Here is a 12,905-nt window from a genome sequence, read left to right on the forward strand (position 1 = left end):
GCGCATCCGGAACATCAAACTTTGCGACAGAAGGGGGGCTTTCCGTTCACGAAGACGTCCGGATGCGAATATGTAATGGGATTACGTTTATTTGCCTTCGGCTTTGGAGATGCACTCTTTGAAGTAGTCCAGATCTTCCTGGCTGATGTGCTTCAGAGCCTCGGTTTCGGCAGCGCCGCTGCTGAGTTCGCGGAACTTGGCCATGGCGTCGGCGGAGGGAACAACGATTTCGTGTTCTTTCTCGATTATTGCCTTGGCCTTGGCGTCGTTTTCACGGGCAACGCTGCGCTCGTAATCCTGGGCTGCCTTGGCTGCCTTCACGATGGCCTCTTGTTCCTCGGGGGAGAAGGAATCAAAGGTCTCCTGGTTCATCATGAAGATGTAGGCGCCGTAGAGGTAGTTGGTCTGGGTGTAGTAGTCCTGCACTTCGTAGAAACGGTTGGTGACAGTGAGTTCCCAGCCGTTTTCCTGGCCGTCGAAGGCGCCCTGCTGCAGCGCGGTGAACAGCTCGCCAAAGGAAAGGGGCGCAGGGTTGGCGCCAAGCGCCTTCCAGGCAGCAATGTGGATGGGGTTGCCCATGACGCGGATCTTCAGGCCTTCCAGGTCGGCGGGTGTAGCTACTTTATGTTGGGAGTTGCTGAGTTGACGGAAGCCGTTTTCCATGAAAACGAGCAGCTTCAGGTTCTTGGGGGTCAGGCGCTTTTCCAGGAAATCGCCGAATTCGCCGTCCAGAACCTTGTAGACCACCTCGTGGTTGGGGAAGGAAAAGGGCAGGTCCAGAAGGTAGAATTCAGGTGCGAAGGAAGAGAAGTTCGACGTGGTGATGCCGACGATGTCCACGTTGCCCATCTGGCAGGCTTCTGCGAGCTCCCTGTCCTGACCGAGCTGACCATTGTTGAAGATCTGTACTTCGATGTCGCCGTTGGTTTCCTTTTCAAGTACTTCCTTGAACTTTACGAAACCGGATTGGATGGCGGCCTTTTCAGGAGCGCCGTGAGCAATGCGAAGGGTTGTAGCCGATGCTGCACCACAAAGGGCGATGACCAGCAACATCGACAGGGTTACTACCATGACCTTTTTACCAAACATGTTCCTACTCTCCTCTCGTTAAACTGTTCTCTGCTTCCTGCAAGCCCTTAGCCGATGCGTTGGGAAATGGTTCTCCCAAACTCGACAAGGAGCTGGCCGGATTTGCGCGCCTGGGCATCGTCACAACGGTAACTCGCCATGGCGATGCTGATGGCGCCGACCGGGTATCCTCCGGAAAGAAGCGGCACGCCGACACAGCGAATGCCGTCTTCATGCTCGCCCACTTCTTCGGAAAAACCTTGCACTCGAAAAAGTTCCAACTGCTTGCGCAGGAACTCGGAATCCGTGATGGTCCGCTCCGTCATTTGCGGCAGGGGCGCTGCCAGAACTGCGTCCAGTTCTTCAGGTGGCAACGCCATGAGCACGGCTTTACCGCCGCCGGTGCAGTGCATTTTGGGCACATCACTCAGACCAAAGCGTGTCACCAGTGGATGCACGGCCTCCACGCGCTCCACGTAGTGCAGCTTCCGCTGATCGTAAGAAAACAAATGCACGGTCTCTTTCACGGATTCCATTATCTGCAGCATGTAGGGTTTACAGACCTCGATGAAGCTGCGTTGCGCTTTGTAGGCTGCGGCCCAGAGCAATGACGTGGGCCCCAGTCTGTAGAGTCCGTTCTGGTCTTTTATGACTAGGTCGTGCTCTGCCAGTGACGACAACAAGCGGGAAACAGTCGCCTTGGGTTGATCAAGGGCAGCAGCTATCGCCGTGGTTTTCTGCGGCGTAGAGCACTTGGATAAATAGCGCATCAGCGCTGCGGCCTTGTCGATGACTCCGATTGACATATCTGTTTCCCCCTTGGTTGAGTGTGTTTCACATAATGAAACCGTAGTCCGTTATTTGGAAACTACCCAAGGAGCGGTTTGCTGTCAACAGGTTCGATGATTTTTGTAGGGAAATTAGAAAATGCAATATGATTAAAATGTTAAGAGTATTTTTGGAGTGGCAGCGTTATTTTTAAAAATGTGTTGACACAAAAGAGGCAGAATCCTAGACTATTAGCGTTTCACAATGTGGAACCGTGTTTCACAAATAACGATTCACCAAAGGGAGAGTCTCATGTCCAAGGATCACATGAAAAAGAGAAGCGATTTCGTTTTTGCCGGTCCGGATAGGACGGCGCACAGAGCCTTGCTACGGGCAAGCGGCTTTACCACCGAGGAGATCGCTCGCCCCAAAATTGCTGTTGTAAACTCCTGGAGCGATATCGTTCCCGGTCATGCCCATCTACGTCCATTGGCAGATCAGGTCAGAAAGGGAATTGCTGACGAAGGCGGCATGTCTGCAGAGTTCAACACCATCTGCGTGTGCGACGGTATTGCCATGGTGCATGGCGGCATGCGTTATTCTCTGCCCAGCCGCGACTTCATTGCATCCACCATTGAAATCATGATTCAGGCGCATGCCTTCGACGCCATGGTTCTCGTCGGCTCCTGCGACAAGATTGTACCAGGCATGCTTATGGCCGCCCTGCGGTGTGATATTCCAGCCATCATGGTCAATGGCGGCCCCATGGAAGCCGGTAAGTACAAAGGAAAAACCAACCTTTGCAGCGGTGACGCCTATGAGGTCGGCGGCAAGTATCGTCGCGGAGAAATGACCGAAGAAGACCTTATGGAATTTGAAAAGAGTGTTTGCCCAGGTGTTGGCTCTTGCTCGCACATGGCCACTGCCAATACCATGTGTGTCGCCACTGAATCCATGGGCATGATTCTTCCCGGCACCAGCACCGTGCTGGCCGTCAGCGACGACCGCCCCAAGGTCGCTTACGAGACGGGCAAGCAGATCATGACTCTTCTGGAAAAGGGCATTACCCCTTCACAGATCATCACCAAACAGTCCCTGGAAAACGCCATGCGCGTTGTGCTTTCCGTGGGCGGCTCCACCAACGCGGTGCTGCACTTCCTGGCCATTGCCAAGGAGCGCGACATTGACTTCACCCTGGATGATATCGACCGCATGAGCAGGGAGACCCCCTACCTCACCAACCTGCAACCTTGCGGCGAAATGAACATCCAGGACCTGCACACGGCAGGCGGCATTCCTGCTCTGTTCAAGGAACTGGAGCCTCTTTTGAACCTGGATGTGATGACCGTCACTTCGCAGACCCTGGGTGAAAATCTGAAGAATGTTTCCGGCACGCAGGACAAGCGCGTGCTTTCTACCCTGGATGCGCCCTTCAAGCCCGACGGCGGCCTGGCTGTGCTCTATGGCAACCTGGCGGAAGAAGGGTGTGTGGTGAAAGCCAGCGGCGTGCACAAGCACATGTATGAATTCGAAGCCCCTGCAAAGGTGACGGAGAGCGAGGAAGAGGCCATCGAATACCTCTGGTCGATCAAGGACGAGGAATTTGAAAAAATGGCGCTGATAGTTCGTTACGAGGGTCCGCAGGGTGGTCCGGGCATGCGTGAGATGCTGGGCGTCACCGGCGCACTCTACGGTCTGGGGCTGGATACCAAGGTCGCCGTCATCACCGACGGCCGTTATTCCGGCGCCTCCAAAGGGCTGGCCATCGGCCATGTGGCGCCGGAAGCCGCTGCCGGCGGCGTCATCGGGCTGGTGCAGGATGGCGATACCATCCGCTTCAATCTGGCCAAAAAGAGTCTGGACGTGGATCTTACAAAGGAAGAAATCGAAACTCGCAGGGCCAATGCCCCGAAAATGGAAGTTGTGGAAAGCAACAGTATTCTGGCGCAGTACGCTTCCATGGCTCACTCCTCAAGCCAGGGCGCCTATCTCAAAGGGCGTATGCTGGTAAAGAAATAACCTCCCACATGCCGTACGCCAGCCCGCCGCGCACAGGTGGGCTGGCGTCCCTTCCAAAATCTACCCCAGGCGTTTTATTTCCTCGTACCTGAAGCAGGACACCACATGGTCGTTGACCACCCCAATTGCCTGCATGTGGGCGTACACCGTGGTGGGGCCAAGAAAGGCGAAGCCGCGGCGTTTTAAGTCCTTGGCAAGCGCTACGGAAAGGGGGGTCTGGGGTGGTATCTCCTGAAGGCTTCGCCAGGCATTCTGAATGGGGGCCCCTCCTGTAAAATCCCAGATGTAGGCGTCAAAGCTGCCGTATTCCTCCTGCACGCGCAAAAAGGCCCGGGCGTTATTGATGGCGGCTTCGATCTTTTTGCGGTTGCGTATTATGGAAGCGTCTTGCAGCAGGCGCTCCACGTCTTCCGGCGTATAGGTCGCCACTGTCGCAGGATCAAAGCTGGCAAAGGAGTTTCTGTAGCCTGCGCGTTTGCGCAGGATGGTCAGCCAGGAAAGACCTGCCTGGGAAGATTCGAGTACAAGAAACTCAAAGTGCCTGGATTCGTCGTGAACGGGAACGCCCCATTCCGTGTCATGGTAGAGGATTTCCTCCGGGGAGCGGTGCGCCCATTCGCAGCGGTGTTTCGTCTCCTGCATCATTTCACCAGGGCCAGGACCTGTTTGAACTCCTCGCACGCCGCAGTGCCCATGATTTCAAAGATGGCGGCTTCCGTGCTGGTGACGGTGACGCCACCGTGCCGCAACCGGGCAAGGGCAAATTCTTTATCCTCGGGGGCGCGGGAGCCGGTTGCATCGGCCACCACATGCACGTCGCACTTGCTGGTGCTGTGCGCCAGGGCGTGCAACGCAGTTTGCAATATGCAGACATGGCTTTCAATGCCGGCCAGCAACAGTGCGGAAATATTTAGAGATTCCAGCGTGTCCATGAAGGCCAGTGAACCGAAGCAGCTAAAGCTGTCCTTTGCAACGGGAGAGAAATCGGCCTTTTTTTCTTCCAGCGCATCACGCAAGGGCGCCACGGTGGGCCCCAGCTTCGTCTGTTCGCAAACAATCACGGGCATGTCCATGATGTTGGCAAAGCGCGCCAGCTTTATGCAATTGGCGAGTATGCGCTCATGTCCGTCTATGTGGGACAGCAATCGCTCCTGCATATCGACGATAATCATTGCGACGTCGCCCCGACGTATCAGGATGTTTTTGCTTTGCATGGTATTCCTCGCAGGTAGGGATCAAAGCCCTTTTGGAGGGGGCTCTTCCGTGAAGTCGTTCTTCAGTGCCCTCTCGTAAAGAACGACGGGTATGGCAAAGAGCAGATACGGCAGAAAAACAAGCCCGAGTTGCAACAGGCTGGGGGCGCCGGCCGGGCTGGGCACGCCAAAACGCTCTCCGTAGCCGATGAGCACAACAGAGAATACGCCCAGGATCAAGGTGCCCTGAAAAATCATGCGCCAGCGCACGGGGTCCCACAGTTTGCGTTTGAAGGCAAGGCCGTATGCGCCCATGATGCAGAGTGTGAACATTGCGATATCAAGCGCGTTTTTCAGTGCAACGAGTATGTGCAGCGGGTTGGTGAGGCTCCAGATGCTGATGACCACGGAGGCGAGGTACAGAATGCAGAGAAGAATAAAGTAGCCCTTCATAAATAGCCCTTGAATAGTATGATTGCTGAGGAGACCTAAAAATACCAGCGCCAGCTGCGCCCTGCCATGTATAATTGCCGCAGGGTGTGTACGCCGAATACTTTTAGCTTTTTCACGAGAAAAAGGAAGAGGTAGGCTGTCTGCAACGCATCTTGCAGCGCATTGTGCTGTGGAAACAGCGGCAATCCCCAATACTTGGACAGGTCCCTCAAATTATAGGAAATGTGTTTCTCGTAGCGGTCGTAATAGCTTTCGAACAGCGCTTCCTGATACACCTGGGCCAGGCGCATGGTATCTATGCAGGGCGTTACCAGCCTGTTGCCCAGAATGTCTTTACTGGCGCGGTTCAGGAAAGAAATGTCCAGCCCGACGTAGTGCCCTACAATGAAGGCGTTGCCGATAAAATCCACCAATTCGGGCAGCACCTGCCGCAAGCGTGGACGCCCTTTTACCTGTTCGGGGGTGATGCGGTGTATCAGGGTGGATTTTTTGGGCAGGGGAATCCTGGGCTCAACCAGGGAGTAGAATTGCTCTGACGGGGCAATGGCCAGGTCACGAATGCGCACCGCCCCAATGGATACGATCTCGTCGCGTTTCGCGTTCAGGCCAGTCAGTTCCGTATCCAGTACGACAAATTCGTATTCCTCCAAGGGGCGGTTTTGGTCCAGCTGTTCAAAATGCCCGTGCACCCCGGCCAGCAGTGGATTTTGGGGCCTGGCGTTGAAAAGCCTGGCGATAATGGATTCCAAAGCATAGGGCGGCGCCAAGGCTGTGGCGTATCCGGTCACGGTTGTCTCCGTTTCATGCTATGTTCAGTCTGAACAGGTCTTTGAGAAAAGACTGCACATTCCCGATAAGGGCGAATGCTTCCTTGAGCGTCTTTTTCTCCAGTTCGGAGAGTTTTCTGGGATCTATGTGATTGTTGGGAGATTCGCCCCCTTCCACACTTTCCAGCTGATGCACCAGCCTGAGTTGCAGTAGAAACTCATAGGCGTCTCGCGCGCCGGTATATATGTCGGGGGGGATGTGCCCGGCTTCGTGCAGCAGTTCGAGCCGGCTTTGGGTGTTGGTCTCCCGTATGCCGCATTTCAGGGCCATGACCCGGGCGAAGTCCACAAGGGGTGCTATGCCGCGCTTTTTAATGTCCAGTCGGTTCTTGTGCTCGCCGTCTTTCTCCACAATGAAATTGCGGAAAAACGACAACGGAGGGCGGCTTTCCAGGCAATTGGCCGCCAGATACCTGAGAAAAACATCCTGCCGTGCTGCATGGGCGGCCACGTGGTTGCGCAGTTCATCGGCAAATCCGCTTTCACCAAAAACGGGGCGGAAATCGAAAAAGATGGCCGCGTGCATCACTTCTTCGGGGGTGTTCACGGCGATCCAGCGCTCGAAATAATCGCGCCAGACCATGTACGGCTGCCGCCATTTGGGGTTGGAAGCCATGATGTCCCCGGGACAGCGGGGTATGCCGCACTGCACCAGGTGCTCGATGGCTCGCTCTGCAAAAGCCTGAAAATACACTTCTGCTGCACGCTGGATGATTTCGTCACGCGGGTCCTTGAATACAAGCGCATTGTCCTGATCCGTGAAAAACGTCTGTTCCTTGCGGCCTTCGCTGCCCAAAAGCAACCAGCAGAACGGGACAGGGGGCGGGCCAAGCTGCTCCATTAACAATCCCAGAATCTTGTTCACGATCATGTCGTTTATGACTGTGATCATGCGCGCGATGTTGCCGGCTTTTGCCCCTTCCTCCACCAGGGTGCGCACCACGTGTGGAATGCGCTCGCTCAAAGGGTAAACCCCTTCAAAGCTCCGCTGGCCGATGATTTCGCGAAACAGGGACATGGGGGATTTTCCCTGCATCACCATGATGTCGTGGGAGGTGATCATGCCCACGACTTTTTGCTCCCGCATCACGGCCAGGTGGTGGATGTTGCGGGTCATCATCTGCAACAGGGCGTCGAAGCACAGGTCCTTGTGCTCCACAGAAATGACGGGGGAGTTCATGACCGTTTCGATGGGCGCGTTAAAGTCCATGCCCACGGAAATGGTCTTGCGCAGGTCCTTGTCCGTGACGATCCCCAGGATTTCGTCGGAAGGGTCTGTGATCAATAAGGACCCCACACCGTGGCGGACCATGAGCTGCGCCGCTTCCTGAATGGTCTTACCCATGGGTGCGGTAACCGGTTCCCGGTGAATGATGTCACCCACTTGAGAGCGGAAGAGGTAAAGGCCGCCCGCTTCCGGCAAAATCTCCTTCCGGGAGCGCAGGGAATCAAAAGCCTTGGAAACGTATTGCTCCGAAAGTCCCTTGGAATAATACTGCGCCAGCAAGGGGCGCTTTTCCACCAGCTGCCCAAAAATGCGACAGTCGAGCCGGAAAAGAAACGTATCCTCCACGGTTTCGGCATTGAACTTGGCAATACCCCCCTGCAACATGGCAAGGCCGCCAAGGGAATCGCCTTCTCCGCGGTAGTCCTCCAGAATTTCGCGCCCCTGGTCGTCTTTGCTGAAAAGGCGCACCCCGCCTTTTTGGATCAGAAGCAGGCTTTTTACCTGGGTGACGCCCTGCTCGAAAAGCAGGGTGCCTTTAGGCTGAAAGTCGATACAGCAGCTTTTGGCCAGTTGCCGTCGCTCTCCATCTTCGAGTTCGCTGAAAGGCAGCGTGTTCTCGAGAAAATCGAGGACCATCTCCGGGTCGAGCAGGCTGGGGTCGTGTTCTGGCATGGTGATCCCCTGTAAAGTGGACGAGCGCTTACCTGAATACCACTATACGTTTGCAAGAAGGAGCGCGAGGGGGAAGCCCCTTTTCCGGGGCTTCCCTCACAGCGTGCACTCCTGCCGTCATGCTTAATGGTCTATGGCCGCGCCGGCGCCCCTGGGAATGCGGACCGATTCAACGAGTTCCTGAATTTCTTCAGGCGGGGGCGCTGTCATAAGCGAAACCAGCACGGTCACGATGAAGTTGATAAGCATACCCACGGTGCCGATACCTTGCGGGCTGATGCCCAGGAACCATGGGTCGGCGCCCATAAAGGCCGGCGTCGTATGGATGATATAGAACATGGTGAAGCTGATGCCGCAAATCATCCCTGCGATGGCGCCCTGCCGGTTGGCGCGCTTCCAGAAAATCCCCAATACGATGACCGGGAAGAAGGAGGAAGCGCCGAGTCCAAAGGCAAAGGCAACCACCTGTGCAACAAAGCCGGGGGGATTGATGCCGAAGTAGCCGGCGATGACGACAGCCACGCCGATCATCACGCGCCCCAGCATGAGACGCTGTTTTTCCGAGGCCTGCCGGTTGATGATGCGGTAATAAAGGTCGTGGGAAATACTGGAGGCAATAACCAGAAGCAGTCCCGAAGCCGTGGACAGCGCGGCGGCAAGTCCGCCCGCAGCGACCAGTGCGATAACCCAGGCCGGCAGATCGGCAATTTCCGGATTGGCCAGCACCATGATGTCGCGGTCCACGTAAAGTTCATTGGGCGAACTGGTGGGCGTGTTTGTCAGCATGCGCTGCCCGTATTGCCCCACTTCATCAGAAAATACAGGCTTGCCGTCAAAGGCCGAGCCGGCGCGGTACTCGATGATGCCGTCGTTGTTCTTGTCCATCCAGGCGATGAGTCCGGTCTGCTCCCAGTTCTGGAACCAGGAGGGCGCTTGTTCGTACGAAACATTATTTAATGAATTAATCATGTTGTAGCGAGCAAAGCTGGCGATGGCAGGCGCTGTCGTATACAGGATGGCGATGAACAACAGGGCGTATCCCGCAGAAAGCCTGGCCGCGCGCACCGAAGGCACCGTGTAGAACCGGATGATGACGTGGGGCAGGCCAGCGGTGCCGACCATCAGGGCAAAGGTGATGGAAAAGACATCGAGCATGGAGCGGTCACCCTTTCCAAATGCCGACGTGTACTCCGAAAATCCAAGGTCCGTACTTATGTGGTTCAGCGTATCCAAAAGATGTTTGCCGGCATCCGGACCCGAAATGATGGTGCCGCCAAACCCCATTTGCGGCAGGGGATTGCCTGTAATTTTCATGGATATGGCCACCGCCGGGATGATGAAGGCGATGATCAGCGTGACGTATTGGGCGACCTGTGTCCAGGTGATGCCCTTCATACCGCCCAGGCCGGCGTAGAAAAACACGATGGCCATGCCGATGAACACGCCAGTGTTCACGTCAACTTCGAGAAAGCGGCTGAAAACAATGCCAACACCGCGCATCTGCCCCGCCACGTAGGTCAGGGAAACAAAAATTGCGCAAATCAGGGCCACGATGCGTGCGGAATTGGAATAGTAGCGATCCCCGACAAAGTCCGGAACGGTGAATTTGCCGAATTTACGCAGGTAGGGCGCCAGCATCAGGGCCAGGAGCACGTAGCCGCCGGTCCACCCCATAAGGTAGATGCAGCCCGAGTAGCCCATGAAGGAAATCAGGCCGGCCATGGAGATGAACGAGGCTGCGCTCATCCAGTCCGCCGCCGTGGCCATGCCGTTTGCCAGAGGGGGCACACCGCCGCCGGCAACGTAAAAACCTTTGGTGTCTTTCACCCGGGACATCCAGGCGATTGTCAGATAAATGCCGAAGGTCAATCCGACCATTATATAGGTCCAGGTAGTTATGGACATTGTATTCTCCCTGTAAATTTGATGCAGTGTTGCAGGCGCTGTCTATTCGTCCACGTCATATTCTTTGTCGAGCTTACGCATCAGGATAAAGTATGCGAAAATAAGAACAACAAAGACGTAGATGGAGCCCTGTTGGGAGAACCAGAATCCAAGCGGAAAGCCACCAAGTTTTATTTCATTAAGGGGTTGTACGAGAAATATTCCGAATACATAGGATACAATTGCCCAGATAGAAAGCAGGATGACCATGTAGCGTACATTTTTACGCCAGTATTCTTGCATCTTGTTTTGCATTGCTGATTCCTCCTCGTGAATGAATGTCATGCTGCCGGGGATGTCCCTGCTTCGCCCTGTGCGAAATTGCTGCAGCGAAGTCACGTGCGCATTGCTTCATGCGCCATGTGCTTTGTTGCCCCTGCCTACATTTGGTTTCTATCAAAGGAGAGAAGAGCAATGCATGCTCTTTTCGGTAAACGGAGAAAGTGGAAAAGCAAATGGCGGCCCCCAAAGGGAGCCGCCATTCAACTGTGCATTTCGACCGCTCATGGCGAGGGTAGGTTTTCTACTCCCGCGCTGCGGTGGGTATTGCTGGCTGTTATTTGCCCATGATCTCCCGCCAGCCGTCGATGAGGTCGCTGACCACGCCGGGGTCGGCCAGGGTGGAGGTGTCGCCAAGGTTGCCGGTATCGCCGGAAGCGATCTTGCGCAAGATGCGGCGCATGATTTTACCGGATCGTGTTTTTGGCAGGCCGGGGGCAAACTGTACAACGTCGGGCGAAGCAATGGGGCCGATCTCCTTGCGCACATGGACGCGCAGTTCCTTGAGCAGCTCCTCGCTTTCCTCGAAGTCCGAGCTCAGGGTTATGTAAGCGTAGATGGCCTGGCCCTTGACGTCATGGGGCATGCCGACGACCGCAGCCTCGGCAACGGCAGGGTGCGCGACCAAGGCGGATTCGATTTCGGCTGTGCCCATGCGGTGGCCCGAAACATTGACCACGTCGTCCACGCGGCCCATGATCCAGAAGTAGCCTTCGGCATCCCTTCTGGCGCCGTCACCCGATTCGTATGTGCCGGGAAATCCCTGAAAGTATTGCTGTTTGAAACGCTCCTGGTTGCCCCATACCCCGCGCAACATGCCGGGCCAGGGCTTGCGAATAACCAGGAAACCGCCTTCGTTCTCTCCGGCTTCCTTGCCTTCCCGGTCAACGATGGCGGCGTCAATGCCAGGCAGGGGGAGGGTGGCGGAGCCGGGAACGAGCGTCGTTGCATACGGCAGGGCGGAAATAACAATGCCCCCCGTTTCCGTTTGCCACCAGGTATCCACGATGGGCAAACTCCCCTTGCCGATGTTGTCGTGATACCACATCCAGGCTTCCGGGTTGATTGGTTCGCCAACGGAACCCAGCACACGCAGGCTCTCAAGCTTGTATTTCTCGGTCCACTTCACGCCTTCGCGCATCAGAGCGCGGATGACGGTGGGCGCGGTGTAAAAGATATTGACCTTGAATTTTTCACAAATTTTCCAGAAACGGTCTGGGCCCGGGTAGGTGGGAACGCCTTCGAACATCAGGGATGTGGCGCCCAGCGCCAGCGGACCGTAAACGATGTAACTGTGCCCCGTGACCCAGCCGATGTCGGCGGTGCACCAGTGCACGTCATCGTCATGCAGGTCGAAAACCCATTGTGTGGTGTGGGCGACATAGGTCAGGTAGCCGCCGGTGGTGTGGAAAACCCCCTTGGGTTTGCCCGTGCTGCCACTGGTGTAGAGAATGAACAAGGGGTCTTCGGCGTCCATGAGTTCGGGCTCACACACGTCGGAAATGTCCTCGGCGGCCATTTCCTCATGCCACCAGACATCGCGCCCGTCTTTCATGGTAACGTCGAGGGATGCTGAATCAACAACTATGACTTTGGAAACCGTGGGGCATTCCTTGAGGGCTTCGTCTGCATTGGTCTTCAGGGGGATGACCTTGCCGGCGCGGTTCACGCCGTTACCCGAGATGACCACCTTTGCTTCGCAGTCCTGGATGCGGTCGCGCAGGCTGTTGGCGGAAAATCCCGCGAATACGATGGAATGGGGCGCGCCTATCCGCGCACAGGCCAGCATGGCCACCACCAGTTCCGGGACCATGGGCAGGTAAATGCTGACGCGGTCGCCGCGTTTGACGCCCATTTTTTTCAGCACATTGGCAAAGCGGCAAACCTCGGTGTGCAGCATCTGGTAGGTGTACACCTTGACCGCGTCTTCCTTCTCACCCTGCCAGATGATGGCGGCCTTGTTGCGGCGTCCCTCTGCCAGATGGCGGTCCAGGCAGTTGTAGCTGACATTCAGCGTGCCGCCCTCGAACCATTTGATTTCTGGTTTGTCAAAGTCCCACTCAAGGACCTTTTGGGGTTGGGTATGCCAGGTCAGCAGTTCGTTGGTGCGGTCCAGCCAGAATCCTTCCGGGTCTTCCATGGAGCGTTTGTAGTGCTCCTGGTATTCCTCGATGCTCTTAACCCAGGCCTTATCCCTGCCGGCCATGGGGGGCTCGAAGTGTCTTTTTTCGTCCATCATGCTGACTATCTTGTCCGAACTCATTGTGCCTCCTCCGTAAACGCGTTTGAACATGGGGCGCTCCCTGCCAGGATTTGCGCCGCGCATGAGCGGAATGGTGATATCGAAAAGGAAATTACTGCCACCATATAATAAGAATGAAACATGGCGAACAGGTATTTTTGGGTAAACGGTATAAAATCGGCAGGTGAATGGCAGAAGGGGAGAGAAAATGG

Annotated in this window: 11 protein-coding genes; 1 reads left to right on the top strand and 10 read right to left on the bottom strand. The window is 55.7% G+C overall.

Features of this window, described 5'->3' with window-relative positions; all coding sequences use genetic code 11:
- Positions 1-87 precede the first annotated feature (87 nt).
- Both ACZ5EH_RS10045 and ACZ5EH_RS10050 read right to left on the bottom strand, forming a co-directional pair.
- Complete coding sequence (locus ACZ5EH_RS10045) at positions 88-1,089, bottom strand: TRAP transporter substrate-binding protein (RefSeq protein WP_464277988.1); 1,002 nt, start codon at positions 1,087-1,089, stop codon at positions 88-90.
- 47 nt (positions 1,090-1,136) lie between these two features.
- On the bottom strand, positions 1,137-1,874 hold the full coding sequence (locus tag ACZ5EH_RS10050; RefSeq protein ID WP_464277989.1) for an IclR family transcriptional regulator: 738 nt from the start codon (positions 1,872-1,874) through the stop codon (positions 1,137-1,139).
- Positions 1,875-2,148: 274 nt separating this feature from the next.
- On the opposite strand from ACZ5EH_RS10050, the gene ilvD reads away from it, so the two are divergent.
- Positions 2,149-3,855, top strand: a complete 1,707-nt coding sequence (ilvD, locus tag ACZ5EH_RS10055; protein ID WP_464277990.1) for a dihydroxy-acid dehydratase — start codon at positions 2,149-2,151, stop codon at positions 3,853-3,855.
- A gap of 60 nt (positions 3,856-3,915) precedes the next feature.
- On the opposite strand, the gene ACZ5EH_RS10060 is transcribed toward ilvD, so the two are convergent.
- The 8 genes from ACZ5EH_RS10060 to acs form a co-directional block, all read right to left on the bottom strand.
- Entirely contained in the window at positions 3,916-4,497 is a 582-nt protein-coding gene (locus ACZ5EH_RS10060) for a DNA-3-methyladenine glycosylase I (RefSeq protein ID WP_464277991.1), read from the bottom strand.
- Entirely contained in the window at positions 4,497-5,069 is a 573-nt protein-coding gene (locus tag ACZ5EH_RS10065) for an isochorismatase family protein (RefSeq protein ID WP_464277992.1), read from the bottom strand. Before ACZ5EH_RS10065 ends, ACZ5EH_RS10060 begins: the two co-directional genes overlap by 1 nt.
- A 21-nt stretch (positions 5,070-5,090) precedes the next feature.
- Positions 5,091-5,501: a hypothetical protein gene (locus ACZ5EH_RS10070; RefSeq protein WP_464277993.1), complete on the bottom strand. Its 411-nt coding sequence runs from the start codon at positions 5,499-5,501 to the stop codon at positions 5,091-5,093.
- Between the two features lie 35 nt (positions 5,502-5,536).
- Entirely contained in the window at positions 5,537-6,289 is a 753-nt protein-coding gene (locus ACZ5EH_RS10075) for a 3'-5' exonuclease (protein WP_464277994.1), read from the bottom strand.
- 13 nt (positions 6,290-6,302) lie between these two features.
- Positions 6,303-8,228 carry a DUF294 nucleotidyltransferase-like domain-containing protein gene (locus tag ACZ5EH_RS10080; RefSeq protein WP_464277995.1) on the bottom strand — a complete coding sequence of 642 codons (1,926 nt, stop codon included), beginning with the start codon at positions 8,226-8,228 and terminating at the stop codon, positions 6,303-6,305.
- A 123-nt stretch (positions 8,229-8,351) separates the two neighbouring features.
- Positions 8,352-10,133 carry a sodium:solute symporter family protein gene (locus ACZ5EH_RS10085; protein ID WP_464277996.1) on the bottom strand — a complete coding sequence of 594 codons (1,782 nt, stop codon included), beginning with the start codon at positions 10,131-10,133 and terminating at the stop codon, positions 8,352-8,354.
- Positions 10,134-10,175: 42 nt separating this feature from the next.
- Positions 10,176-10,427: a DUF4212 domain-containing protein gene (locus ACZ5EH_RS10090; RefSeq protein WP_464277997.1), complete on the bottom strand. Its 252-nt coding sequence runs from the start codon at positions 10,425-10,427 to the stop codon at positions 10,176-10,178.
- Between the two features lie 301 nt (positions 10,428-10,728).
- Positions 10,729-12,714, bottom strand: coding sequence for an acetate--CoA ligase (gene acs / locus ACZ5EH_RS10095; RefSeq protein ID WP_464277998.1), 1,986 nt, complete (start codon positions 12,712-12,714; stop codon positions 10,729-10,731).
- Positions 12,715-12,905: the final 191 nt, after the last annotated feature.

Source organism: Desulfovibrio biadhensis (genome assembly GCF_055388615.1).

What these genes read in the sequence shown, in the direction of transcription:
- ACZ5EH_RS10045 (WP_464277988.1), bottom strand. Translation starts at nt 1,089, where the DNA reads ATGTTTGGTAAAAAGGTCATGGTAGTAACCCTGTCGATGTTGCTGGTC.
- ACZ5EH_RS10050 (WP_464277989.1), bottom strand. Translation starts at nt 1,874, where the DNA reads ATGTCAATCGGAGTCATCGACAAGGCCGCAGCGCTGATGCGCTATTTA.
- ilvD (WP_464277990.1), top strand. Translation starts at nt 2,149, where the DNA reads ATGTCCAAGGATCACATGAAAAAGAGAAGCGATTTCGTTTTTGCCGGT.
- ACZ5EH_RS10060 (WP_464277991.1), bottom strand. Translation starts at nt 4,497, where the DNA reads ATGCAGGAGACGAAACACCGCTGCGAATGGGCGCACCGCTCCCCGGAG.
- ACZ5EH_RS10065 (WP_464277992.1), bottom strand. Translation starts at nt 5,069, where the DNA reads ATGCAAAGCAAAAACATCCTGATACGTCGGGGCGACGTCGCAATGATT.
- ACZ5EH_RS10070 (WP_464277993.1), bottom strand. Translation starts at nt 5,501, where the DNA reads ATGAAGGGCTACTTTATTCTTCTCTGCATTCTGTACCTCGCCTCCGTG.
- ACZ5EH_RS10080 (WP_464277995.1), bottom strand. Translation starts at nt 8,228, where the DNA reads ATGCCAGAACACGACCCCAGCCTGCTCGACCCGGAGATGGTCCTCGAT.
- ACZ5EH_RS10085 (WP_464277996.1), bottom strand. Translation starts at nt 10,133, where the DNA reads ATGTCCATAACTACCTGGACCTATATAATGGTCGGATTGACCTTCGGC.
- ACZ5EH_RS10090 (WP_464277997.1), bottom strand. Translation starts at nt 10,427, where the DNA reads ATGCAAAACAAGATGCAAGAATACTGGCGTAAAAATGTACGCTACATG.
- acs (WP_464277998.1), bottom strand. Translation starts at nt 12,714, where the DNA reads ATGAGTTCGGACAAGATAGTCAGCATGATGGACGAAAAAAGACACTTC.